Here is a 25,485-nt window from a genome sequence, read left to right as displayed (position 1 = left end):
AAAAACACACCTTAATTCATTACGGATCACACATCTCAAATATGTGTCCTTAATAAGGTGTGTCAAAATTATAGATTAAAGTAAAAATATTAACCTAAGTATTCTTCAGGAATGACTGGTTCAATTTTACCATCAGCAATTTCTTCTAAAGCTCTACCAACTGGTTTAGCTGAATGATAATTTTCAATAAGTGCTGTTTCATGTTTTTCGTCTAACTCGCGCGCTCTTTTAGCGGCAGTAGTTGCGATAAGATATTTAGAATTAATTTTTGCAGTAAGTTGGTTTAACGGTGGATTTAACATTATTTTTTTGCCTCCAATAACATTTTTCTATATTTAGCTTCGATGCGCTCTCTTTTTAAATGTTCAGCTTCTACTATAGACTGAATTCGATTTTTAGCAAGTTCAACTTCATCATTTACGACTACATAGTCATATAGATTCATCATTTCAACTTCTTTACGTGCTTCGTTAACACGACTTTGAATTTTCTCATCTGATTCAGTGCCTCTGCCAACTAAGCGCTCTCTTAAGTCGTCAAGACTTGGTGGCGCAAGGAAGATAAACAATGCATCAGGAAATTTTTTTCTTACTTGTTTTGCACCTTCAACTTCTATTTCCAAGAAAACATCATAACCTTGATCCATAGTATCTTTAACATATTGAACTGGCGTACCATAATAATTACCTACATATTCCGCATATTCAATAAATTGATCGTCCTTAATTAACTCTTCAAACTGCTCTTTCGTTTTGAAAAAGTAATCTACACCATCTACTTCACCTTCGCGCATGTTACGAGTAGTCATTGATATAGAGTACTTATATGAAGTAGTGGGATCATCAAAAATCTGTTTTCTAACAGTTCCTTTGCCAACACCAGAAGGACCTGAAAGAACAATTAGCAATCCTTTTTCATTATCCATGCCTTACGACCTCTCTAAGCTATTCTTCTATTATTTAAATATAATATCATACCAAACTAAAGAATGTATAGGAGTACTTTTATCATATTGATAAATAGTACTCCTTAATGCATTAACTTCAGTTAATGTATTCCTTAATCTAGTTAAAAACTATTTAGTGACTCTTAATGCATTAACTTTAGTTAATGTAATTCATTAATTCTCATATTGATAAATAGTACGCCTTAATGCCTTCATATCAATTAAATTATTTTACTTCTATTATTCACCATTTTATATTTTATAAAACTAAAACAATGACCGTATAAACAACGCATGTTAAAATATGATGAATGAAAATTTTTAAGGTGGCAGATAAATATGGCATATGATGGCTTATTCACTAAAAAGATGGTTGAATCACTTCAAAGTTTAGTTTCAGGCCGTATTCATAAAATCAATCAACCGGAAAACGATACTATTATTATGGTAGTACGACAAAACCGCAAAAATCATCAATTACTATTATCAATTCACCCTAGCTTTTCAAGGTTACAAATTACTGATAAAAAATATGATAACCCATTTAATCCACCTATGTTCGCACGTGTCTTTCGTAAGCATTTAGAAGGTGGCTTTATAGAAAATATACGCCAAATTGGCAATGACCGTCGCGTTGAAATTGATATAAAAAGTAAAGATGAAATCGGCGACACAATGCATCGTACAATTATATTAGAAATTATGGGTAAACACAGTAACCTTATTCTTGTAGATGAAAATCGTAAAATTATTGAAGGATTTAAGCATTTAACACCAAATACTAACCAATATCGTACGGTAATGCCTGGGTTTGAATATGAAGCTCCTCCAAGCCAAAATAAGTTAAATCCTTACGAAATTTCTGGACAAGAGGCTCTAAAATATATTGATTTTAATTCAGGTAAAATTTCTAAACAATTATTAAATTCATTTGAAGGGTTTAGCCCACTTATTACAAATGAAATAGTTAGTCGCCGACAATTTATGACGCAAGATACGCTACCTGAAGCATACGATGAAGTTATGGCTGAAACTCAATTATCTCCGACCCCTGTTTTTCATAAAAATCATGAGACAGGCAAGGAAGATTTTTATTTTATGAAATTAAATCAGTTTTATGATGATGTAGTAGAATATGATTCACTTAACGATTTACTCGATCGTTATTATGATGCTCGAGGAGAGCGAGAACGTGTTAAACAACGTGCAAATGATTTAGTAAGATTTGTACAACAACAGTTGCAAAAACAACAAAATAAATTAAGTAAGTTAATTGATGAATATGAGAGTGCTAAGGATAAAGAAACTCAACAACTTTATGGTGAATTAATCACTGCAAACATTTACAGAATTAAACAAGGTGATGAATCGGTAACAGCACTAAATTATTATACTGGCGAAGAGGTAACCATTCCGCTCAATCCAACCAAATCACCTTCAGTAAATGCTCAATACTACTATAAGCAGTATAATCGTCTAAAAACACGAGAACATGAATTAGATCATCAAATTCAATTAACGAAAGAAAACATTGATTACTTTTCAAATATTGAACAACAATTAGAACATATTACTGTTGACGATATAGATGATATTCGTGACGAATTAGCTGATCAAGGTTTCATGAAACAGCGTAAAAATACTAAAAAGAAAAAGAATGCGCAAATTCAACTACAAACATATCGCTCAAGTGACGGAGATACGATCTTAGTCGGTAAAAATAATAAGCAGAATGACTACTTAACAAATAAAAAAGCACAAAAATCTCATATTTGGTTCCATACTAAAGATATACCAGGTTCTCATGTCGTTATCTTAAATGATAGTCCTAGCGATGAAACAATTAAAGAGGCTGCAATGTTAGCTGGTTACTTCTCTAAAGCAGGAAATTCTGGTCAAATTCCAGTGGATTATACAGAAATTAGAAATGTTCACAAACCTTCAGGTGCAAAACCTGGCTTTGTGACATATGATAATCAAAAAACATTATATGCAACACCTGACTATGATAAAATTCAACAAATGAAAGAATCTTAATAAAAAACTCCGTACGATAACCTTGATAAGTTACCGTACGGAGTTTTTAAAATATTTTATTCTTATTCTGGTAAAGCGAGTTGGAAACTCACGCCAAACTTGTCTTGCACCCATGCAAATTCTCTAAAAGGTGGCATTTCAGTTTTAGGCATTAGAATAGCGCCTTCTTTTTTCAAACCACTAAATAAACGTTCCATTTCCATAGCATCCTTAACAGTGACATATAATGACATGGCAGGGTTCATAGGTAATTCTTCACCATTATTAGCATCAATTGCCATAAATACTTGACCATTTAAAGTAAAGATAGAGTGTTGTACTGATCCTGGAGTACCAGGGCCGTCTTCATCATATTTGACCATCGTCAATATTTCACTATCCTCGAATAAACTTGTATATAACTTAATTGCTTCTTCAGCTTGGTCGTTAAACATAAGAAATGTTGTTATTTTAGGTATTTCCACTTTATATCTCCCCTAGTTTTAAAAATTTAATTACTTTACCAATTTAAGTATCTCGTATATTATTTTAACATGATAACTCTTATATTGTAGAATATCGTGATACAGATGAAAAAACTATGTCTTCGTTTATTTGATGATTTATAAGATCGCTTACCCTAATCTTATTCTCACATAACAATATGAATATAATATTTTATATATAGGGAGGTTTACGGAAGATGTTAATTCACTACGGTTTACCCATTTTAATATTATTAATTGTTTTACTAATCGGTTGGTTGCTCACTAAAGTATTTATACGCTAATGAGAAAGAGCCAAAGTCTTGAAATTCCAAGTACTTTGGCTCTTAAAATTTTCATATTTAATTTTCGTCTATAATTGACCTTTATGACGTAAACTTTCTTTAGCTCTTTTAAATATATCACCAGAATGTGTAAACGCATTATCATTTACTGATTCTGAGAAATCTCGAACACTTTCGTCAATACTTTTTAAGTTTTTTGGGGATCTATAATCATCTTGTCTTTTTAGAAAATCATTACAATGCTTCATCGTAATATAAAGATGATTATTTTCATCTCTTTGCGTCATTCACTTTCCCCCTTTATAAACTTATCTTATGACAAGTTGTCTCTCCAATCAACTAAAGTCTGAATATCATCTTCAGAAATTTTTCCTTCTTCCCTCGCAACTTCAATTAATTCATTATAATTACTTAAAGTATAAAACGGAATTCCTGCTTTGTGGAATGTATCATCTGCTTTTTTCAGACCATACGTGAAAATTGCTACCACACCAAGTACATCAGCACCAGCCTCTTTTAAAGCTTCTACAGCTGTTACTGAAGAACCACCAGTAGAGATCAAATCTTCAACAACTACAACTTTTTTACCTTCGCTTTTAGCGCCTTCAATTTGATTCTGTTTACCATGGCTTTTACTTTTAGAACGAACATAGTTCATTGGTAGTTCCATATTTTCAGAAATATAAGCAGCATGAGGAATACCTGCAGTTGCAGTACCAGACACAATTTCTACCTCTGAAAAATGTTCATCTATTAAGCGTGCTAAACCATCTCTAATAGCATTACGCACTAACGGGTAACCTAGAGTGACACGATTATCACAATAGATTGGAGATTTAATCCCAGAACTCCAAGTATATAAATCATTCGGAGACAAGGAGACTGCCTCAATATCTAATAAAGCTTTTGCAATTTCTTTAGCCATTAACCTAACCAACTTTCTTTGATATTTTGATAGCTCTCTACAGGACGATCACTTTGTGTTATAGGTCTCCCGACTACTATATGTGTAGATCCTAAAGTTTGCGCTTCTTCGGGAGTAGTAATACGCTGTTGATCATTTTGAGCCGCGCCCTTAGGTCTAATTCCGGGAGTGACTTTCATAAATTCAGGACCTAATTCTCGAGAAATTAACTCAGCTTCAAGTGGTGAGCACACCACTCCGTCTAAACCAGCTTTATGAGCCAGGCGAGCATAATTCAGTACCGCTTCATCAATAGTCGTATGAATATTTTGCTCTTCATGCAACTGTTGTTCAGTAGTAGAGGTAAGTTGCGTTACTGCAATGATTTTAGTATTTGGATTAATTTTACTTAAACCTTTTTTAGCCTCTTCCATCATTTTCACACCGCCAGCTGCGTGAACATTAACTAAATCTACATCTAATCGCGCTAATCCTTCCATAGCTTTACTTACAGTATTAGGGATATCATGCAATTTTAAATCTAAAAAGATATCATGGCCTCTCTTTTTTAGAGATTGAATAAGTCCAGGACCTGTTTGGTAAAACAATTCCATACCAACCTTGACACACAATGGTTCATTAAATTGGTCTAAAAAGGTATTCACTTCTTCTGCAGATTTAAAATCTAATGCAATGATTGGTAAATTTCTCATTTAAATACTCCTTCAATCATTCATTCTTTGTATTACATATTTCTCATCGTGAAAGTCATACTTTCAATTACGTTAGTCAATGCACTTGCAGTATCAAGTGATGTCAGACATGGCACACCATTTTCAACAGTTGTACGGCGGATTTGGAATCCATCACGTTCAACCTCTTTACCTTTCGTCATCGTATTAATAACGATTTGTACTTCACCATTTTGAATACGAGTAAGTAAATCATCTTCGCCACCGATTTTACCTACAACTTCAACAGGTATTTGATTGTCTTCAAGTTTTTCAGCTGTACCTTTTGTTGCTAAAATTTTATAGCCAACTTCATTTAAGCGATGTGCTATTTTCACGATTTCATCTTTATCTTTATCACTTACTGTCATTAATACTGTTCCGTGATCTTTTACTTCTACACCGCTACCTGTAAGTCCTTTGTAAAGCGCCTTTTCAAGAGTAAGATCTTTACCCATAACTTCTCCAGTTGACTTCATTTCAGGTCCAAGCGTAATGTCTACGTTCTTCAATTTATTAAAGCTAAATACAGGAGCTTTAACGAAGACGCCCTCAGAGTATGGTTGAATTCCTTGATGATAACCTAAATCAGCTAATTTATGTCCCATAATAGAACGCATAGCAAGTTGTGCCATTTGAATGTCAGTAATTTTACTCAAGAATGGAACCGTTCGACTTGAACGTGGATTAACTTCTAACACATAAACACCATCATGAGCGATGACAAATTGTATGTTGATTAAGCCAATAATATTTAATCCTTTAGCTAATTTAATTGTATAATCTTCGAGCGTATCAATCTCTTCTTTAGTTAACGTTTGTGGTGGATATACTGCAATTGAGTCACCACTATGCACACCAGCACGTTCAATATGTTCCATAATACCAGGAATAATCACTGTATCTCCGTCACAGATAGCATCTACTTCGATTTCTTTACCTGTTAAATAACGGTCAACAAGTACTGGATGTTCTGGACTTGCTTTAACTGCTTGTGTCATATAGTTTTCTAATTCTTGGTCATTATCTACAATTTCCATAGCACGGCCACCTAATACGTAAGATGGTCGAACAACAACTGGATAACCAATTTCACGCGCATTTTCGAGTGCCTCTTTAGGAGATGTAGATGTTTTACCTTGAGGTTGTGGCACTTCAATTTGACGTAGTAACGCCTCAAATTCTTTTCTATCTTCAGCGCGATTTAGATCTTCTAAAGAAGTTCCCATGATTTGAACACCATGTTTAGCAAGTTTGTCAGCTAAATTGATGGCAGTTTGTCCACCAAATTGAACAACAACACCTTTAGGTTGTTCTAAATTGATGATATTCATTACATCTTCTTCAGTTAATGGTTCAAAGTATAATTTATCTGATATTGAGAAGTCAGTAGATACAGTTTCAGGGTTATTGTTTACAATAATAGCTTCGTAGCCTGCATCTTGAATTGCCCATACAGCATGTACAGTAGCATAATCGAATTCTACACCTTGACCAATGCGAATAGGACCTGAACCTAATACGAGAATTTTCTCTTTATCCGTTACAACAGATTCATTTTCAGATTCATACGTTCCATAATAATAAGGCGTTGTCGATTCAAATTCTGCTGCACATGTATCAACCATTTTATATACAGGTTTAATATCATTTTTCACTCGTAATTGGTAAACATCGTCTTCATTCATATCCCAACGATGAGCGATTACTTTATCGCTAAAGCCATAATCTTTAGCATATTTAAGATATTCCAAATCACCTTGATGTTCTTTTAATTCGTGTTCAATGTTGATGATGTTTTGGAATTTATTTAGGAAGAAATAATCAATTTTCGTCATTTTATGGATTTCTTCTAAAGTTGTACCTCGACGAATAGCTTCTCCAATAAAGAATAGTCGTTCATCATCTTGGTGACCAATACGTTCTTTAATGTAGTCTAAATCAAAGCTCTCCCCATTTGGTAAACCTAAGTGATGCACACCATACTCAAGTGAACGAATCGCTTTAAGTAATGATTCTTCGTAAGTACGTCCAATTGCCATGACTTCTCCAGTTGCTTTCATTTGTGTACCTAGTTCACGTTCACCTTTTTCAAATTTATCAAATGGGAAACGAGGAATTTTAGAAATAACATAGTCCAATGTTGGTTCAAAAGCTGCATAAGATGTTCCAGTAATAGGATTTAACATTTCATCTAAAGTTAAACCTACTGCAATTTTCGCTGCTAATTTAGCAATTGGATAACCTGTAGCTTTAGAAGCTAAAGCTGATGAACGAGACACTCGAGGATTCACTTCAATAATGTAATAATTGAGAGAATGTGGATCTAGAGCTAGTTGTACATTACAGCCACCTTCAATACCTAATGCTCTAATTACATTTAATGACACATCACGTAACATTTGGTATTCAACATCTGACAACGTTTGACTTGGAGCTACGACAATGGAATCCCCTGTATGTATACCAACTGGATCGATATTTTCCATGTTACAAACAACAATGGCATTATCATTTTTATCACGCATGACTTCGTATTCAATTTCTTTATAACCTGCTATTGATTTTTCGATTAAACACTGTGTAGCTGGACTATAATGTAATCCATTACTTACAACTTCTTTTAAATCGTCATCGTTGTAGCAGATTCCACCACCAGTACCGCCCATAGTGAAGGCTGGTCGAACGATGAGTGGATAACCCACTTGTTCTTTAAATTCAAAGGCTTGTTCTACAGTATTAACAATGTCACTTTCAGGTACAGGGACATTTAAATCATTCATTAATGTTCTAAACATTTCTCGGTCTTCAGCTTGTTGAATAGATTCAAGCTCAGTTCCTAAAAGTTTCACATTATTCGCAGCAAGTACGCCACTATCGTGGAGTTGAATTGCCATATTTAAACCAGTTTGTCCACCTAGAGTAGGTAACAATGCATCTGGTTGCTCTTTACGAATAATACGAGCAATAAAATCATGAGTTAGCGGCTCAATATAGACTTTATCAGCAATTTCTTTATCAGTCATTATTGTCGCAGGGTTAGAGTTAACTAAGATGACTCTATATCCCTCTTCTTTAAGAGCAAGACATGCTTGCGTACCTGCATAATCAAATTCTGCAGCCTGACCTATAATAATTGGTCCTGAACCTACTACTAAAATTGTTTGAATATCGTCGCGTTTAGGCATTAAAATGACGCTCCTTTTCTTTGAACTCATTCATCATCGTTATAAACTCATCGAATAAATAGTTTGAATCGCTTGGGCCCGGTCTTGCTTCAGGATGATATTGTACTGAGAAAGCAGGTAATTGTTTATGTCTCAAACCTTCAACTGTCCCATCATTAAGCGCAATATGTGTCACCTCTAAATCAGTATTTTCAAGTGAATCACGATCAATAGCATAGCCATGATTTTGACTGGTGATGTCTACTTTACCTGTTCTTAAATCCTTAACAGGATGATTAGCACCACGATGACCGAACTTCATTTTGAAAGAAGTGGCACCTTGTGATAAAGCAAAAAGTTGATGTCCTAAGCATATTCCGAAGAATGGTATTTTACCTAAGATACCTTTGATCATTTCGATAGCAACTTCAACTTCATCTGGGTCTCCAGGACCGTTAGATAACATCACTCCATCTGGTGACATGCCTAAAATTTCTTCTGCTGTTGTATTGTATGGTACAACTGTTACATTACAACCACGTGTATTTAGTTCACGAACAATGTTTTGTTTCTTACCAAAGTCGAGTAAAACCACACTTAAATCTGAACCTGTTGATACGTATGGTGTTTTAGTAGAGACTGTTTGAACTTCATCTCTTGGTAATTCAGCAGTTTTTAAATGTTCTACAAGCGCTTGAATGTCATCTTTATTATCTGTAAATCCAGCTCTCAATACACCGTGTTGGCGAATCTTACGTGTGATACTTCTTGTATCCACGCCAGAAATACCTGGAATATGATATTGAACAAGTACTTCGTGTAATGTTTTTTGGTGTCTAAAGTTACTAGGATGTGTGCTTGCCTCTTTCACTACTACACCATTCAATGTCGGTGTCAATGATTCAAAGTCATCACGGTTAATACCATAATTCCCAATTAATGGGTAAGTAAATGTAATGATTTGACCTGTATATGAGGGGTCAGAAATAGTTTCCTGATACCCCGTCATTGCAGTATTAAATACGATTTCGCCTATTGAAAGATCATCTGAACCTAAGCGATATCCTTCATAATAAGAGCCATCTTCCAGTACAAGATAACGTTTTTCAAGCATCTATTTTTCCTCCTCAAATACTACTTCGCCTTTAACCATTGTTAAAATCGGATTACCATAAACTTTTTCACCGATAAATGGTGTATTGTCCGCTTTAGATAAGAAGTCTTCACTTCTGATTTCTTTATCATTATTTAAATCTATAATTGTTAAATCAGCATAACTATCTTTATGCAATTTACCATAGTTTAAATTAAAGATTGTTGCAGGTTTAATAGTGAAATAATCCACTAACTGTTGAAGTGACCAATTACCTCTTCTTACAAAGTGAGTGTATAATAATGGGAAAGCTGTCTCACTACCCACGATACCAAACGGTGCTTGAGTCATTGGTTGATCTTTTTCTTCTTTTGCATGTGGCGCATGGTCAGTTGCTATACAATCAATCGTTCCATCTAATAAACCTTCTAATAATGCTTCTCTATCTTCTTTACTTCTTAATGGTGGGTTCATTTTATAGTTTGCATCATCGCCTGGTACATCATTTTCAGTTAAAAGTAAGTGATGTGGAGTTACTTCTGCAGTGACGTGAATGCCAGCTTTCTTAGCATCTCTAATCACACGTACACTTTCTTTAGTAGAAACGTGACATACATGATAATGACATCCTGTAGCTTCAGCTAATAAGACATCTCTAGCGATCTGCACTGATTCAGCAATGTTTGGTATACCTGGAATACCAAGTTCTTCACTACGTTTACCTTTATGCATTGCGCCACCATAAATCAAGCTATTATCTTCGCAATGTGCTACGATTGGTTTTTTAACGCGTGCTGCTTGTTTCATAGCCGCATACATCATACTAGCTTGTTGAACACCTACACCGTCATCTGTAAATGCGAATACCCCTTCTAGTGCTAACTCTTTGAAATCAACAAGTTCTTTTCCAGCTTGTCTTTTGGTAATAGATGCATAGGGTAACACACGTACTTTAGCTGTTTCTGAAATTCTTTGTCTTAATTCTCTAACATGTTCAACTGAATCTGGAACTGGTCTTGTATTAGGCATTGGGCATACAGTAGTGAATCCCCCTCTTGCAGCTGCTTTTGTACCAGTTTCAATTGTTTCTTTATGTTCCCCACCTGGCTCACGTAAATGCACGTGAACGTCAACAAATCCTGGTGCGATTAAATTTCCTTTAGCATCGATAACTTCAATATTAGGAGATGAAGAATTGATTTTACTACTAATTGTTTTAATACGTTTACCATCAATTAAAATCTCAGTATCTTTTAAAATTCCGTTTCTTAAGATTTTTCCATTTTTGATTAATTTCATTTTAAAATAACCCCTTCCTATTTTAAAAGCGCGCTTATAACTGCCATTCTTAAATACATCCCATTTTCCATTTGTTTGAAAATACGTGATTTGGGTGCTTCTACTAAATCACTTTTAATTTCGACTCCTCGATTGACTGGAGCAGGATGCATGACAATGGCTTCATCTTTTAATTTATCATATCTTGACTGAGTTAACCCATATTGTTGATGATATTCCTCTGCCGCAAAATTAGCTTCACCAGCAATGCCGTGTCTTTCATGTTGAACTCTTAACAACATCACAATATCGACTTGATCAATCACATCATCTATATTAACGTATGGCGCCTCTAATGTCTCATCTACCCATTCTTCAGGACTAGAGAACATGACATTTGCACCTAATGCTCTTAAACTATGATAATTACTTCTGGCTACTCGAGAGTTTTTAATATCACCGCAAATTAACACATTCAACCCATCAAATGACCCATACTCTTCGTAAATAGTCATTATATCTAGCAAACTTTGTGTAGGATGTTGACCACTTCCATCTCCAGCGTTTGCTATAGGTATATTAATGTTTTCTAATTCCTCGTAATAAGCATTTTGAGAGTGACGAATGACTAATAAATTAACTCCAATACTTTCTAATGTTTTACAAGTATCATATAACGACTCGCCTTTTTTAACTGAAGAGGTACTCGTTTCAAAACTCACTTGTTTTAATCCTAATTTGAGTTCAGCTACTTCAAAACTACACTTTGTTCTTGTTGAATTTTCAAAGAATAAGTTCGTTACATACGTATCATTAAACTGCGGTAAAGCTCTTTCACCTGATTTATACTGGCTTGCAGTTGTAACTAAATCATATATTTCATCCGTTGATAGATGTTCCATAGATAATAAATTTTTCATATAGCGCCCTCCTAATGGATTAAATCTTAATTTTCTTCTTTTTTATCTTTTGGCAAAATTAAATTTAAAATAATTCCAGAAAGTGCGGATAATGCCATACCTTCAATTTGTAAATTAATTCCAATACCTTTTAAATTGATAAGTAAATTACCAATACCTACTACAAGTATTACTGATGCAATGACTAAGTTACGGTTGCTTGAAAAATCTACATTGCTTTCAACTATCATACGCAATCCACTAGCAGCAATAATACCAAATAATAGTATCGAAACACCGCCCATGACAGGAGTAGGTATAGATGAAATTAACGCAGTAAATTTACCTATGAAAGCTAGAATGATAGCGATAACTGCTGCTCCACCAATGACGTAAATACTATATATTTTAGTAATCGCTAGTACGCCTATATTTTCACCATAGGTTGTACTTGGAGGCCCACCGATAATACTCGCAAACATTGTAGATACCCCATCTCCAATAATTGATTTATCCAATCCTGGATCTTTAAAGAAATTACGGCCTACTATTTTATTGATAACCATTTGATGACCGATGTGTTCACTTACTGTTACGAATACAACGGGTATCATGACTAATACCAATCCTAAATGGAATGATGGTGTGTAATCTTTGAATGGTAAATATATATGTGGAAAATCTAACCATTTGGCGTGGGCAATAGGTCCAAATTTTACTAAGCCCATGAAAATAGAAACAATATAACCAACTACAATACCAATTAATACAGGTATCAGTGATAAAAATCCTTTAAAGAAACCTTGTACTACGATTGTGACTATGAGTGTAATTAGAGCTACAAGTAAATAACTTAAGTTATAACCTTTCATATCTGAAGAATTCTCATACATGGCCATATTAACGGCTGTAGGTGCCAAACTTAATCCGATAACCATAATAACTGGTCCTACTACAACTGGTGGTAGTAAATGCATTAGCCAACCAGTTCCACTTAATCTAATAAGTAAACCTATAATGACGTACATCAACCCACTCATAAACAGAGCCACTAACATGTCTCCTAAGCTATGGGTACTTAGACCAGTAATAATCGGTGTGATAAAGGCAAAACTTGAACCTAAATAAGCAGGTATTTTAGCCTTTGTGATTAATATGTAAATAAGTGTTCCAATACCTGAAGCAAGTAATGCTGCTGATATTGGTAAATGTGTTAAAAATGGTACAAGGACGGTTGAGCCAAACATTGCAAATAAATGTTGCAAACTTAAGAATGCCCATTGTGCTGGTTTAGGTTTGTCTCTAACATCAAGCACTGGCTTCACAGTGCGCTCAAACATTTGTTCATTTTCCATGTCATTCATTTCCTTTCATAAAAAAATCTCTTTACATCAGTGAATGCAAAGAGACTAATTGAAATGTAGTCGAATAAGGTTTTACACCTCAAAGATTACATTTCTAACGAAGTATTACATTAAGCAATGGTAAAGGTATGATAAATCTTAAAGATTTACATCATCGCTTTATCGTTTAACTATGGCTTAATTTGTTTACTCCACCTTTTTCAGTCTCTCGTACTGCTTTAAAAGGGATATTATTTTATTATGACTGCGTTCTGATGATCAATTTCATTTAAATAAACTGAAACGGATTCATCACGCGCAGTTGGTATATTTTTTCCTACAAAGTCTGCTCGGATAGGAAGTTCACGATGGCCTCTATCAACAAGTGTTGCAAGTCCAATTTTAACAGGTCGTGAGTGTAGCAATATAGCGTCTAATGAAGCTCTTACTGTACGACCAGTATATAAAACATCGTCAACGATAATCACCACTTTATCAGTAATGTCAACATCGATATCAAATGCTTTGATGTCTGATTGCTGGGTGACATTATCAATATCATCACGGAAATGTGTAATATCAATTGTGCCGGTTGGTACATTGCACTGCTCAATAGAATGAATCTTTTCTTGTATACGATTCGCTAAAAATGCACCTCGTGTCTTAATTCCTAAAAGTACTAAATTGTCAGTGCCTTTGTTATATTCCAAAATCTCATGTGCAATTCGAGTGATTGTACGCTGTATCGCGGCTTCATCTAAAATGATTCGTTCAGACATCGTTTCACCTCTTATAATAGAAAAACCTCATATCTTTAATAAAGACATGAGGTTAAGGCACACTTCAAGAAAATTAATTATACTCAGTTAATTAACTTTCAGGTATATATTTACAGTATTTCATCATTAAGAACGCGCATACTTTCTTAAGCGAAACACATTTATATGCATGATTATTCCTATTATTCATGTCTTCGAAGCCTCTCTGGACTCGCAATTAAAGACGAAGTTTTTTATATTTAAACTGTTACTAGTCTAAAACTTTTTAATAAATAAGTCAATGATTTCTTTAAACTAAAAGTTGACAAAATCGCTCGTAATGTTTAACTTTATCATGTTTTTTTAAGCATCTCTACGTCGAATATCTTCTAATAAATCTTTAAAATCATTAGGCAATTCAGTACTTCTTTCAATATACTCATGTGTTACTGGATGTTCAAAACCAATCACACCCGCATGCAATGCTTGACCACCAATATCTAATGTTCTCTTAGGTCCATATTTAGGGTCACCCACAAGCGGGTAGCCAATATATTTCATATGCACACGAATTTGGTGAGTTCGTCCAGTTTCCAATTCACATTCTATCAAAGTATAGTCTTTAAAATGCTCTATTACATTGAAATGCGTTACAGCTTCTTTACCATCATCAACTACAGCCATTGCTTGACGGTCATTCTTATTACGACCAATTGGAGCATCTACCGTACCATAATCATGCGGAATATTACCGTGAACTAACGCAGTGTATTTACGTTTAACACTTTTAGCCATTAGTTGTTCGACAAGACCTCGATGAGCGATGTCATTTTTAGCAACCATTAATAAACCAGAAGTATCTTTATCAATACGGTGAACAATACCAGGACGTATTTCACCGTTAATACCAGATAAATTTTTGATTTGATACATTAAGCCGTTCACAAGTGTGCCCGTATAATGACCTGGAGATGGATGTACTACCATACCTTTAGGTTTATAAACAATCGCCACATCATCATCCTCATAATAGATATCTAAATCTAAATCTTCTGGTTGAATGTCTGCTTCTACTACTTCCTTTTCAGTGACAATGATATGATCATTTAATTTAACTTTATAATTTGATTTAATCACTTTATCATTAACTTTAACTAAATCTTCTTTAATCCAATCTTGAAGTTGGCTACGAGACCAAGCATCATTCGACTCAGATAGAAATTTATCTATTCTTTGACCAACTTGTGTTTCATCTGTGATCTTAAATTCATGTGTTTCCAAAAGTATACCTCCTTAGTTCTTTTTAGTTGTATCCTTTAATAATGCGATAATTACGAAGATAACGCCTATAGTTAAACTTGAATCTGCAATATTAAAGATTGGGAAATCATAACCAAAGATGTTTGTATCTATAAAATCGACAACTTCACCATTGAATACGCGATCAATAAAGTTACCTAACGCACCAGCAAAGAGTAAGGTAATTGCAACTTGCATAAATAAATTATATTTAGCTTCTTTAATATAAAACAGCACGAGAACTACTAAAATAACTAATGTGATAATATAGAAAAATCCCATTTTACCACTTAAAATTCCCCAAGCAGCTCCATTATTTCTATGTGAAGTAATATTAAGAAAATGAGGAATTACTTCGTAGGAATCGCCAATTTTCATGGATGAAGCAATTATCCACTTTGAAATTTGGTCAAAAATTATAATTAAAAATGCTAAAAGAAGTGAGATTCCAATATAATATTTCTTTTTCATTCATGTGCCTCCATTCAGTTCAACGTCACTTTTGACAACACTTAACATTATATCCTACTCCAAGACATAAAAAAAGATTGCTGAGTATAAATCTAATTATTAGAAATGTTGAGCAATAATATCATACAAAAAGTTGAGACTTAATCGTGTCTCAACTTAATTTTAGTAAATATTTAGCTTACTCAATTATTCATCTTTTATTCGATTAAACCTGAAGTACAAGCCATCTGGTCCTTTTAAATTTAAATGCGTAGATTCAGGATAGTGAAAATCTATTAACGCTAAACCATATGTGTTTTCATTATCAACACGCTTGGTCCCTGATAACCACTGATTCATTGCTAAATGATTGTAATAATGATTTGAGGACAAAAATAATGAGAAATCGTCTATATAAGCTGACTCTTCTAAACCGAAATAATTAAGATAATATGATTTAATTTCTGAGATTCTAATAGTTTTAAGATGCAAATGACCTAATTTCGCTTCATTAGGTACACCTTGCCATTTTTCATTAGAAACTTCTTTTAACAATCGAGGTACGTTAATTGGTCTAATATCCAATTTCACTCTATTATCTTCATCGTATTTCCACATTTCAAAGTCATAATCGACGTAAAATTTAAGCGCATTACCTTCAGGATCTTCAACAAAGAGTGATGTTCCAACACTTTGTTCTCCTCCATTAACCGGTATCTCAAAATCACTTAATTGTACTAATAAATCAGCTAGAGAGGATAGTTCTGGCAACTTAATTCCTATATGAAATAAGCCAGCTTCAGACATGAGTGGCTCTCTACCATTTTGAATTTCATTAAAAGTTATATATTGATTGTTTGCTCCAACCTTATATTGAACAGCCTTCATAGATTCATTAACAAAATTAAATCCTAAAACTTCTTCATAAAAGGCTCTTATAACTTCTATATCACGTACATTTATTATTATTCCATTAACGAAATGTGCATCTTTACTATGAAACATCATTCTACCCTCTCAACAATGACTTGTACTCTGAATGGTTGTCTATATATAAGATTTCATTACTATAATTTTAACATTATGACTAAATATATTTAAGAATTCAAATTTCTAATTTATGATGTGAATTTAAAGAGATTTTTAAATATATCAACATTTTCTCATTTAAGTCTTATAAATCTTACTTTAATTTTTCTAATCAATTTGTTTCTTAAAGTATAAAAGACCTAAGAAGACTTCTTTATAATAAAATCTCCTCAGGTCTATGATTAATGGTTACCAATCATTTAGAAATTAAACTAATGTTTTCACTACTTCTTGGCAACGTGGACATAGATGATCAAGTTCTCCAACAGAACCTAATTCATCGCTATAGTTCCAACATCTTTCACACTTTTCGCCTTCTGCGTGTTCGATGCGAATATCACCATATTTATATGTTTCACCATTTTCAACTGAATCAACAACTTCAACTTGAGAAACGATGAATAATTGTTGTAAATCATTAAATTCTTGTAAGAATTCAGCAGCTTTAAATGATTCATTATTGCCAATAACCACTTTAGCTTCTAATGATTTACCAATGACTTTTTCATTACGAGCTTGTTCTAAAGCACGGTTTACGTCGTCGCGTAGATCCATAAGAGTATTCCATTTATCTAATAATTCTCTATCTACTTCAACAACTTCTGGCATATCTGCTAAATGAACACTTTCCTCTTTAACGTGAGGTGTATGTGACCATACTTCTTCTGCAGTATGCACTAGGATTGGTGCTAATAATTTTGTCATATCTACTAAGATTTGATAAAGCACTGTTTGCATGCTGCGACGTTTATGAGAGTCTTTCTTCTCAATGTAAAGAATATCTTTACCATAGTCTAAATAGAAGTTACTTAATTCTACATTGATAAAGTTTTGAACTTCTTGATAGATGTTAAGATAATCAAAATTCTCATAGTTGTTGATAGTACTAGCTGTGAATTCACGTAAACGATTAAGTAAATAACGATCTACGTCGAGTAATTCATTTTCAGGGATACGATCTGTCTCAGGGTTATAATCATTAATATTACCTAACATGAATCTGAGTGTATTTCTTATTTTACGATAAACATCAGAAGTTTGTTTTAAAATTTCATCTGAAATACGGACGTCTGCTAAATAATCAGTACTACTTACCCATAGACGTGCGATATCTGCACCTTTTTGCTTAACAACTTGGTCCGGAACGATGACGTTACCAAGCGATTTACTCATTTTTTTACCTTCACCATCCATAACGAAACCGTGTGAAAGTAGGAATTTATAAGGTGCTTGTCCACGAGTTGCTACAGCAGTAGTTATTGAAGAGTTAAACCAACCACGATATTGGTCACTTCCTTCAAAGTAAAGATCTGCAGGGAAACTTAACTCTGGTCTTGTTTCTAATACACCACGGTGAGATGAACCTGAATCGAACCATACATCCATGATGTCTGTTTCTTTAGTAAATTCACCATTAGGACTTCCAGGATGTGTAAATCCTTCTGGTAATAAATCTTTCGCTTCACGTTCAAACCACACATTTGATCCATGTTCTGCGAATAAATCAGCGATATGATTAACTGTTTCTTTCGTCATGATGATGTCACCATTTTCAGCATAAAATACTGGTAATGGAACACCCCATACACGTTGACGAGAAATAACCCATTCGCCACGATCACGAATCATATTGTAGATACGTGTTTTACCCCAATCTACTTTAAAGTTAGTCTCTTCAATCGCATCTAAGATATCTTGTCTTACTTTGTTAATTGAAGCAAACCATTGAGGTGTCGCTCTAAAGATAACTGGTTTTTTTGTACGCCAATCATGTGGGTAGCTATGTGTAATAAAGTCTAATTTAAGAAGTGCATCCTTTTCAGTTAATAAGTCAGTGACAGCTTTATTCGCTTTGTCATAGAACATACCTTCAAATTGGCCGCCCTCTTCAGTAAATACACCCTTGTCATTTAGAGGACTGATGACAGGTAAGTCATATTTTTGTCCAACGATATAGTCATCTTCCCCGTGTCCAGGAGCAGTATGAACACATCCAGTACCCGCATCTGTTGTGACGTGATCTCCATTAATCACAAGTGACGTACGATCTAAGAATGGATGTTGCGCTTCAACATATTCTAACTCTTTACCTGTAAATTCTTTTTCAAGTTGAATTGTATCTTTATCCCAACCTAAAGCATCAGCTACAGTCTCAGATAAGGCTTGAGCAACAATAAATTTCTGTCCTTCTACATTGTATTGGCCATACTTAAGTTCTGGATGAACAGTGATAGCTACGTTTGAAGGAATTGTCCAAGGTGTTGTAGTCCAGATAATAAACTTAGCATCTGAATCAACGACTCCTTTATCGTCTTTAACGTTAAATGCTACATAAATAGAGGCAGAACGTTTATCATGATATTCAATTTCCGCTTCAGCTAATGAAGATTCACTTGAAGGTGACCAATAAACTGGTTTCTTACCTTTATAAATTAAACCTTTGTCTGCCATTTCACCAAATAAACGAATTTGTGCTGCTTCATATTCAGGGGTAAGTGTAATATAAGGATTATCAAAGTCACCGCGAACACCTAGACGTTTGAAATCCTTCTTCTGAATATCTACTTGCTTAAGTGCAAATTCTTTACACTTTTCTCTAAATTCAGCAATTGACATTTTTTTACGGTCTACGCCTTTTTTAGTTAAAGCCTGTTCAATTGGTAAACCATGCGTATCCCAGCCTGGAACATATGGTGCATAGAATCCTTGCATTGTTTTATAACGGACGATAAAATCCTTAATAATTTTATTAAGTGCATGTCCCATATGTAAACTACCATTTGCATATGGTGGACCATCATGCAAGATATAAGATTGATTACCTTTATTTTTTTCTAATGCTTTTTTATATTGATCTTCTGCATCCCATTTTTCTTGAATTTGAGGCTCTTTATTAGGTAAACCACCTCTCATAGGAAAGTCAGTTTTGGGCATTAATAAAGTATCTTTAAAATTCATACTGTTCACTCCTTCTAATGATAAAAAGAACTCTAAGTTCAATTAAAAGGGACGGCTAAACCGCGGTACCACCCTATTTAACTCAACTTAGAGTTCTCTCATAAACATATTAAAATAAAAGCCAGTGATATAAGAAACAAACGATATGTTAGGCTCTCACCATTCCTAACTCGCTGGAATATGTTTAGTGTTTCTTACGCGTCTGTCTTTTTATATCATATCAATAAATTGTCATTAAGAAAATGTATTTTTAACATAAATACATTTACAAGTTTAAAATTCTTCAATTGCGTCTCTATCTATTAATCATTTATCAATAGAATGCTTATAAATTACTATGAGTTGTAGAAGTCTCTGATTGATTATTAGACGTACGTGAAGATTCAGAAGTAGAAGTTGTTCCATTATTATTCTCTGCTTGAGATTGGCTTTCCTTCATAGCGCGTTCTTCTGGTGTAAGATCATTATCATTTAAGTGATGAATATCTTCTAAAGTCACTTGTTCAGCATCTAAATCATAATTTAATAAGTAATCCCAATCTTCACTTTTAAGTAAATCTAATTGAGCTTCTACCAACATACGGAAACGAGATCTAAATACTTTAGATTGACGTTTCATATCTTCAGTTTGGAATGATAAACGACGTGCTTTTTCAATCGCATCATTTACAATTTTATCAGCTTGAACTTGAGCTTTAGCAAGTGTAGCTTCGGCATCTTTATTAGCAGCTAATTTTGTTTCTTCTCCAACTTTTTGAGCTTGAATTAAAGCATCACTTACAGACTGATGCACATCTTGATAAGATTTGATATTAGTGTCTCTATCTTCAACTACTTTTTCAAGTTGCTTTTTATCTTCTTTAAGTCGTTCAATCTCAGTGCTTAATTGATCTAAATAATTAGCAACCTCAGTGGGTTCTAAACCATTCTTCACTCGACTAAACTCTTTATTTTTAATCTCACTTGGTGTGAAAGGCATGATATATCCTCCTTAATTCATCACTATTTAAATAATGTCTGATAGGTAATGTGTAGTTTATCTTTTTTAGTTCTTCCTCCAATTTGAGTGATTTGAGCTCTGCCAAATCCTTGGATAGAAAGTAGATCATTTTGTTCTAATTGAAAGTCAGGTGTATCAATTATAGTATGATTCACTTTGACTCTTTTCTTTTCTATTAATTGCTTTGCTATATTACGAGATTTATGGATCATATCTTTTAATACAACGTCCAATCTCATTGCACTAACAGTCGTGCTTTGAATTTTCCAATTCTCTTTTGATTGTATCATATCTTTTATAGGAATAGAATTAAGTTTAACTGTGGCACCTTTAATCCTATTTAATTCAAACATAATATAAGATTCCAAACGCTCTGTCAAAACAAATTGTATATCATCTGCAACTATAATATCCCCCAATTGTTCTCTCTCAATACCTAAAGACATTAAGGTGCCTAACACATGTTGATGTTGAATTGAAACGAATTTCTCAGGATAATCGATTCGTAATAGTGACAGTTCAAAATCTTCTACTTGTGCCTCATAATATGATGGAGCTATGATAGCACGTTTTCTCTCAGCGTAGGGACCACCATAAAAGTTGACTTTTAACATTTCATAACTCCCCACGATGACTTCTAAGATGTATTGGCCTCTCGGATCTAAAAATGCAGTGAGCACAGGCGCATAGTGATTTTCAGCTTGATTACACTTATCTATTAATTGATCTATCAATTCTTGTTCTTCTCTTCTAAAATGTTGATATATATCGATGTGAGACACTCCTAACATTTTATTTTAACAACATTCAATTAAGGTAACTTCAATTTCACATGACAAAAACGAGGTCAAAGTTTAATAAATACTTTGCCTCGCTTAAAATACTCATATAAAATTCAAACTAGTTCATTTTTATGATAAATGTGTAAGTATGATGTTAAAAATTGAAACTAAACCTCTTTGAAATAATACTAATACTATAATAGCTGCTATAGAAGAAATATCTATGATGCCAATGGGAGGAATGATTTTCCTAAATGGTTCTAAAAAAGGTTCATAAATTTTACCAAGAAATTCCCCCACTTTTGATTCTCTAATGCTTGGAACCCAAGACGTGAAGAAATAAATAATCATTCCTATATAATAAATTTGAACCAAAAATAATATAAATCGGAATATAGTACTAAGTAGACCGATATCCATAATTAGACTCCTTATTCGTAATGTTGCTCCATGTTTTCGATATGATCAGTTATGCTTCCAGCAACTTCTACGTTATCAGGTGTACATAAGAATATATCAGTTCCTACACGCTGAATATCTCCACCAATCGCATATACTGTTCCACTTAAGAAGTCAATAATACGTTTAGCAGATACTTTATCAATGCGTTGTAAGTTTACTAAAGTAGCACGTCTATTTTTCAATTCATCCGCAATATCTTGTGTATCAGAAAACACACGTGGTTCAAATAAGCACATTTTAGAGCTTTCTTGTGTCGCATAATTTTGTGATGATTGGTTCATAGTTACAACATTACGAGAATTACTCTTTGAATTATTATTCATACGATAATTCCTTTCTTCAGAAGTTGCACCTTTTCTTGTTGTGCTCTTTTGAGGCACAGATTTGATTGCATTTTGTTTGTTTACACTGTTTTGTGATTGCGTTGATGGTACATTGTTTTCATTTCGTGATTCAACATCACGTTCTTGTACACGCTCACGTGTCTGAGATGTTTCACGTTCTTCTGGTGCTTCAACTTCTTCTTCATCTTCTACTACAAAAAATCCATTAAATAAATCCTTTAAAGCCAAGGGGCTCACTCCTCTTCTCCTACAAGTTTAGTCCCAATTCTGACAAAGGTTGCACCTTCTTCAACTGCTATCTGATAGTCATTACTCATTCCCATAGATAATTCTGTGCAAGGTGCATGTTCTAAATTGAATTGTTGAATTTCTTCTTTTTTATGTCTTAAATCATTGAAAATTGATTTTATGTACACACTATCATCAGTTAGAGGTGCCATTGTCATTAAACCAATTACTTTGATGTTTTCATAAGCTTTCAGTTCTTTTAAAAATTCATTAACTTCGTCTAATGCTATACCATGTTTAGATTCTTCCCCAGAAACATTAACTTGTAAAAAACAAGATACAACATGGTCTGCTCTCTTATTAATCTCCTTAGCTAAACTCAGGCGATCTAAAGCGTGAAAATAGTCAACTTCGTTAATTACTTCTTTAACTTTTCTAGATTGCAAAGAACCAATAAAGTGAAATACAACATCATCAGGTAATGCTGCTTTTTTCTCTTTGAAGCCTTCTAATCTATTTTCGCCAAAGTGCCTAATACCTGCTTCATAAGCTTCTTTAGCTCGCTCTATTGTAACATACTTTGTCACTGCAATCACGTGAGGGTGTGCTGAATTAGAACTTTTTTCTAAATGTTCACTTATTTCTTGTTCAATTTGTTTTAAATTTTGTTTAACACTCACTATCGTTCCTCCTCACTTTACTTGCGTCCTATAAATGCTAACATACGTCCAGTCTGACCTTTTTCAATTCTATAAGAGAAAAATAAGTCTAAATTTTCAGAAGTAGCATACTCAGTAATATAGATATTATCTGATGGGACGCCTACTTCTTCAAGTAATAAAGCATTGGCTTTTTTTAAATCAATACCATGTTTGTCTGCTGCACGCGAGTCAATATATTTAGATGAGTCAATTGTTAATGTTTCAAATTTACCTTTGATATCATCATTGATTTCATAGGAATTAGATGTTGCTGGTCCAATAACCACTTGTAAATCATTTAAATCAAAGTCAATTTTTCTAACCATCTCTTTTACGATCTCACCATAAGTACCACGCCATCCAGCATGGGCAAGGCCCACATAACCATGCTTCTCACTATAAAAGTAAACAGGAACACAATCAGCATAACACATGGTTAATAATATATTGGAATCATAAGTAAAAATGCCATCTAACCCATATAAGTCATCAGTTAATTCTTCAATATTCATACCTCGATGTTCTTTAGTAATTTCTGTGACTTTATTTCCATGTGTCTGAATTGGGAAAACCCAATTATTTCTATCGAAGCCTATTTCATTTGCAAGAATTTCCTGATGTTGAGTAATATTAGCTTGATTATCATCCACGTATCTAGCCATGTTAAAAGCGTGTTCTGGATAATGACTCAGTCCATTCTCTCTAGTTGTGAAACCAAGCTTAATACTATGAGTAGGTTTTACATCATAATCTAAATAATGTTCTTTCTTTATAAACTTTTCAGTCATTATGTTTCACCACCATTTGAGAATGTTAATAAAGCAATTATTATAATTCATGACAATTAAGTATATTATAAAACTATTATATATCATACTTTCTACCATTTAAACTACAAGTTACAAGAATAAATAATTTAAATATATACTTAATGTTGGTGTCATGAAAATTAATTAGTAATATTATGTAATTCATAAACTGTAATTTAAAAAGCCATCAGTACAAACTCTGATGGCTTTTTATCTAAATTATCTTATATAATTAGCGTCTTGTTCTTCTAGAACGTCTTTCTTCTCTATTTCTAATAAAGCTAGGAATGTCGTCATCTTTTGTAGAGTGACTTCTTTCGCTTACGCCTTCTGAAGATTGAGAGCTAGTTGAAGTGTTTGTAGCAAATGAGTCTTCTTTAGGAGTAGCATGACTTTGGTTAGAAGAACTACTATTAACACTTGAACCGAAACCAGTACTTGTAGCTTTACGACCTTGAGATGACGGTTTATCTTCGAAACCTGTAGCAATCACTGTAACAACAATTTCGTCTTGAAGTTCAGGATTAATTACTGTACCGAAGATCATGTTTACATCTTCGTCAGCCGCATCTTGAACAATATCAGCAGCTTCTTGAGCTTCAAATAGTGAGAGTGATTCTCCACCAGTAATGTTCATAAGTACGCCTTGAGCACCAACAATTGAAGTTTCTAATAATGGTGATGAAATAGCTTTTTTAGCAGCTTCAACCGCTCTATTTTCACCAGAAGATACACCGATACCCATTAATGCTGAACCTTGGTTAGACATAATAGTTTTAACGTCGGCAAAGTCTAAGTTTACCTCACCTGATACAGCGATTAAATCTGAGATACCTTGTACACCTTGACGTAACACATTATCTGCTTCCTTGAATGCTTCCATCATAGGTGTAGATTTGTCTACGATATCTAATAAACGATCATTAGGAATAACAATTAATGTATCAACTGCAGCTTTCATTGCTTCAACGCCAGCGGCAGCTTGAGTTTGACGTTTACGTCCCTCAAAACCGAATGGGCGAGTTACAACGCCTACTGTTAAAGCGCCCATTTCTTTAGCGATTTTAGCAACTACTGGAGCAGCTCCTGTACCAGTACCGCCACCCATACCAGCAGTAACGAATACCATATCTGCACCTTGGATAGCATCTTCGATTTGTTCACGAGATTCTTCAGCAGCTTTTTTACCAATTTCAGGATTTGCACCTGCACCAAGACCTCGCGTTAACTTTTCACCAATTTGGATTTTTGATTCCGCTTTAGATAAGTTAAGCGCTTGTCCATCTGTATTGATAGCGATAAACTCAACGTTATTCATGCCGTGGTCAATCATACGATTAACAGCGTTGTTACCGCCGCCACCTACACCGATGACTTTCAATGTAGCTAAATGATTAAATCCTTGTTCAAATTCTAACATTTAAATTTCCTCCTAGTC

The 25,485-nt window shown here is 33.9% G+C and carries 24 protein-coding genes; 1 reads left to right on the top strand and 23 read right to left on the bottom strand.

Going from position 1 to position 25,485, the window contains the following annotated elements; translation table 11 throughout:
• Window positions 1-89: 89 nt before the first annotated feature.
• Window positions 90-302 carry a DNA-directed RNA polymerase subunit omega gene (gene rpoZ, locus HMPREF3154_RS10400; protein WP_002435135.1) on the bottom strand — a complete coding sequence of 71 codons (213 nt, stop codon included), beginning with the start codon at window positions 300-302 and terminating at the stop codon, window positions 90-92.
• Window positions 302-925, bottom strand: coding sequence for a guanylate kinase (gmk, locus tag HMPREF3154_RS10395; RefSeq protein WP_002435146.1), 624 nt, complete (start codon window positions 923-925; stop codon window positions 302-304). Before gmk ends, rpoZ begins: the two co-directional genes overlap by 1 nt.
• Window positions 926-1,285: 360 nt before the next feature.
• Between gmk and HMPREF3154_RS10390 the strand changes: the two genes are divergently transcribed.
• Entirely contained in the window at window positions 1,286-2,983 is a 1,698-nt protein-coding gene (locus HMPREF3154_RS10390) for an Rqc2 family fibronectin-binding protein (protein ID WP_002435182.1), read from the top strand.
• A gap of 62 nt (window positions 2,984-3,045) precedes the next feature.
• On the opposite strand, the gene HMPREF3154_RS10385 is transcribed toward HMPREF3154_RS10390, so the two are convergent.
• The 21 genes from HMPREF3154_RS10385 to ftsZ all read right to left on the bottom strand — a co-directional run bounded on the left by HMPREF3154_RS10385 (window position 3,046) and on the right by ftsZ (window position 25,467).
• Window positions 3,046-3,447 carry a VOC family protein gene (locus HMPREF3154_RS10385; protein WP_002435165.1) on the bottom strand — a complete coding sequence of 134 codons (402 nt, stop codon included), beginning with the start codon at window positions 3,445-3,447 and terminating at the stop codon, window positions 3,046-3,048.
• Window positions 3,448-3,820: 373 nt separating this feature from the next.
• Entirely contained in the window at window positions 3,821-4,039 is a 219-nt protein-coding gene (locus HMPREF3154_RS10380; protein WP_023350423.1) for a hypothetical protein, read from the bottom strand.
• A gap of 26 nt (window positions 4,040-4,065) precedes the next feature.
• The gene (pyrE, locus tag HMPREF3154_RS10375; protein WP_002435263.1) at window positions 4,066-4,677 is read right to left on the bottom strand and encodes an orotate phosphoribosyltransferase; all 612 of its coding nucleotides are present in this window, start codon (window positions 4,675-4,677) and stop codon (window positions 4,066-4,068) included.
• Window positions 4,677-5,369: an orotidine-5'-phosphate decarboxylase gene (pyrF, locus tag HMPREF3154_RS10370; RefSeq protein WP_002435242.1), complete on the bottom strand. Its 693-nt coding sequence runs from the start codon at window positions 5,367-5,369 to the stop codon at window positions 4,677-4,679. Before pyrF ends, pyrE begins: the two co-directional genes overlap by 1 nt.
• Before the next feature lie 32 nt (window positions 5,370-5,401).
• Window positions 5,402-8,575: a carbamoyl-phosphate synthase large subunit gene (carB, locus tag HMPREF3154_RS10365; protein WP_023350424.1), complete on the bottom strand. Its 3,174-nt coding sequence runs from the start codon at window positions 8,573-8,575 to the stop codon at window positions 5,402-5,404.
• Complete coding sequence (locus tag HMPREF3154_RS10360; RefSeq protein ID WP_002435087.1) at window positions 8,568-9,668, bottom strand: carbamoyl phosphate synthase small subunit; 1,101 nt, start codon at window positions 9,666-9,668, stop codon at window positions 8,568-8,570. Before HMPREF3154_RS10360 ends, carB begins: the two co-directional genes overlap by 8 nt.
• Entirely contained in the window at window positions 9,669-10,946 is a 1,278-nt protein-coding gene (locus tag HMPREF3154_RS10355; RefSeq protein WP_002435237.1) for a dihydroorotase, read from the bottom strand.
• 17 nt (window positions 10,947-10,963) lie between these two features.
• Window positions 10,964-11,845, bottom strand: coding sequence for an aspartate carbamoyltransferase catalytic subunit (locus tag HMPREF3154_RS10350; RefSeq protein ID WP_002435230.1), 882 nt, complete (start codon window positions 11,843-11,845; stop codon window positions 10,964-10,966).
• 26 nt (window positions 11,846-11,871) lie between these two features.
• Complete coding sequence (locus HMPREF3154_RS10345; protein ID WP_002435254.1) at window positions 11,872-13,179, bottom strand: uracil-xanthine permease family protein; 1,308 nt, start codon at window positions 13,177-13,179, stop codon at window positions 11,872-11,874.
• A gap of 239 nt (window positions 13,180-13,418) precedes the next feature.
• On the bottom strand, window positions 13,419-13,946 hold the full coding sequence (gene pyrR, locus HMPREF3154_RS10340; RefSeq protein ID WP_002435073.1) for a bifunctional pyr operon transcriptional regulator/uracil phosphoribosyltransferase PyrR: 528 nt from the start codon (window positions 13,944-13,946) through the stop codon (window positions 13,419-13,421).
• Window positions 13,947-14,288: 342 nt separating this feature from the next.
• Window positions 14,289-15,206: an RluA family pseudouridine synthase gene (locus HMPREF3154_RS10335; protein ID WP_049326412.1), complete on the bottom strand. Its 918-nt coding sequence runs from the start codon at window positions 15,204-15,206 to the stop codon at window positions 14,289-14,291.
• 12 nt (window positions 15,207-15,218) lie between these two features.
• Window positions 15,219-15,695 (bottom strand): signal peptidase II, encoded by a 477-nt coding sequence (lspA, locus tag HMPREF3154_RS10330; RefSeq protein ID WP_023350426.1) that lies wholly within the window; start codon window positions 15,693-15,695, stop codon window positions 15,219-15,221.
• A 186-nt stretch (window positions 15,696-15,881) separates the two neighbouring features.
• On the bottom strand, window positions 15,882-16,679 hold the full coding sequence (locus HMPREF3154_RS10325; RefSeq protein WP_030065296.1) for a VOC family protein: 798 nt from the start codon (window positions 16,677-16,679) through the stop codon (window positions 15,882-15,884).
• Between the two features lie 291 nt (window positions 16,680-16,970).
• Complete coding sequence (gene ileS, locus HMPREF3154_RS10320) at window positions 16,971-19,721, bottom strand: isoleucine--tRNA ligase (protein WP_002435232.1); 2,751 nt, start codon at window positions 19,719-19,721, stop codon at window positions 16,971-16,973.
• 325 nt (window positions 19,722-20,046) lie between these two features.
• The gene (locus tag HMPREF3154_RS10315) at window positions 20,047-20,700 is read right to left on the bottom strand and encodes a DivIVA domain-containing protein (protein ID WP_002435215.1); all 654 of its coding nucleotides are present in this window, start codon (window positions 20,698-20,700) and stop codon (window positions 20,047-20,049) included.
• 23 nt (window positions 20,701-20,723) lie between these two features.
• The gene (locus tag HMPREF3154_RS10310; protein ID WP_023350428.1) at window positions 20,724-21,512 is read right to left on the bottom strand and encodes a YlmH family RNA-binding protein; all 789 of its coding nucleotides are present in this window, start codon (window positions 21,510-21,512) and stop codon (window positions 20,724-20,726) included.
• 120 nt (window positions 21,513-21,632) lie between these two features.
• A complete protein-coding gene (locus HMPREF3154_RS10305) occupies window positions 21,633-21,923 on the bottom strand; it encodes a YggT family protein (protein WP_023350429.1) in 291 nt (96 codons plus the stop codon).
• 11 nt (window positions 21,924-21,934) lie between these two features.
• Complete coding sequence (locus HMPREF3154_RS10300; RefSeq protein WP_023350430.1) at window positions 21,935-22,546, bottom strand: cell division protein SepF; 612 nt, start codon at window positions 22,544-22,546, stop codon at window positions 21,935-21,937.
• Window positions 22,543-23,217: a YggS family pyridoxal phosphate-dependent enzyme gene (locus HMPREF3154_RS10295; protein WP_002435178.1), complete on the bottom strand. Its 675-nt coding sequence runs from the start codon at window positions 23,215-23,217 to the stop codon at window positions 22,543-22,545. The genes HMPREF3154_RS10300 and HMPREF3154_RS10295 overlap by 4 nt, the downstream gene beginning before the upstream one ends.
• A gap of 17 nt (window positions 23,218-23,234) precedes the next feature.
• Window positions 23,235-24,026 (bottom strand): peptidoglycan editing factor PgeF, encoded by a 792-nt coding sequence (pgeF, locus tag HMPREF3154_RS10290; protein WP_023350431.1) that lies wholly within the window; start codon window positions 24,024-24,026, stop codon window positions 23,235-23,237.
• Between the two features lie 253 nt (window positions 24,027-24,279).
• Complete coding sequence (gene ftsZ / locus HMPREF3154_RS10285) at window positions 24,280-25,467, bottom strand: cell division protein FtsZ (RefSeq protein WP_002435258.1); 1,188 nt, start codon at window positions 25,465-25,467, stop codon at window positions 24,280-24,282.
• Window positions 25,468-25,485 lie beyond the last annotated feature (18 nt).

This window comes from Staphylococcus sp. HMSC06C11, assembly GCF_001808345.1.
GTDB classification, from domain to species: domain Bacteria; phylum Bacillota; class Bacilli; order Staphylococcales; family Staphylococcaceae; genus Staphylococcus; species Staphylococcus capitis.
This window is presented reverse-complemented; position numbering and strand designations above follow the sequence as displayed.

Coding starts and splice junctions, on each gene's coding strand:
- HMPREF3154_RS10325 (WP_030065296.1), bottom strand. CDS start 16,679: ATGTTTCATAGTAAAGATGCACATTTCGTTAATGGAATAATAATAAAT.
- HMPREF3154_RS10350 (WP_002435230.1), bottom strand. CDS start 11,845: ATGAAAAATTTATTATCTATGGAACATCTATCAACGGATGAAATATAT.
- HMPREF3154_RS10345 (WP_002435254.1), bottom strand. CDS start 13,179: ATGGAAAATGAACAAATGTTTGAGCGCACTGTGAAGCCAGTGCTTGAT.
- HMPREF3154_RS10355 (WP_002435237.1), bottom strand. CDS start 10,946: ATGAAATTAATCAAAAATGGAAAAATCTTAAGAAACGGAATTTTAAAA.
- HMPREF3154_RS10390 (WP_002435182.1), top strand. CDS start 1,286: ATGGCATATGATGGCTTATTCACTAAAAAGATGGTTGAATCACTTCAA.
- rpoZ (WP_002435135.1), bottom strand. CDS start 302: ATGTTAAATCCACCGTTAAACCAACTTACTGCAAAAATTAATTCTAAA.
- pgeF (WP_023350431.1), bottom strand. CDS start 24,026: ATGACTGAAAAGTTTATAAAGAAAGAACATTATTTAGATTATGATGTA.
- pyrF (WP_002435242.1), bottom strand. CDS start 5,369: ATGAGAAATTTACCAATCATTGCATTAGATTTTAAATCTGCAGAAGAA.
- HMPREF3154_RS10380 (WP_023350423.1), bottom strand. CDS start 4,039: ATGACGCAAAGAGATGAAAATAATCATCTTTATATTACGATGAAGCAT.
- HMPREF3154_RS10310 (WP_023350428.1), bottom strand. CDS start 21,512: ATGTTAGGAGTGTCTCACATCGATATATATCAACATTTTAGAAGAGAA.
- ftsZ (WP_002435258.1), bottom strand. CDS start 25,467: ATGTTAGAATTTGAACAAGGATTTAATCATTTAGCTACATTGAAAGTC.
- pyrR (WP_002435073.1), bottom strand. CDS start 13,946: ATGTCTGAACGAATCATTTTAGATGAAGCCGCGATACAGCGTACAATC.
- gmk (WP_002435146.1), bottom strand. CDS start 925: ATGGATAATGAAAAAGGATTGCTAATTGTTCTTTCAGGTCCTTCTGGT.
- HMPREF3154_RS10315 (WP_002435215.1), bottom strand. CDS start 20,700: ATGCCTTTCACACCAAGTGAGATTAAAAATAAAGAGTTTAGTCGAGTG.
- pyrE (WP_002435263.1), bottom strand. CDS start 4,677: ATGGCTAAAGAAATTGCAAAAGCTTTATTAGATATTGAGGCAGTCTCC.
- HMPREF3154_RS10360 (WP_002435087.1), bottom strand. CDS start 9,668: ATGCTTGAAAAACGTTATCTTGTACTGGAAGATGGCTCTTATTATGAA.
- HMPREF3154_RS10305 (WP_023350429.1), bottom strand. CDS start 21,923: ATGGATATCGGTCTACTTAGTACTATATTCCGATTTATATTATTTTTG.
- carB (WP_023350424.1), bottom strand. CDS start 8,575: ATGCCTAAACGCGACGATATTCAAACAATTTTAGTAGTAGGTTCAGGA.
- lspA (WP_023350426.1), bottom strand. CDS start 15,695: ATGAAAAAGAAATATTATATTGGAATCTCACTTCTTTTAGCATTTTTA.
- ileS (WP_002435232.1), bottom strand. CDS start 19,721: ATGAATTTTAAAGATACTTTATTAATGCCCAAAACTGACTTTCCTATG.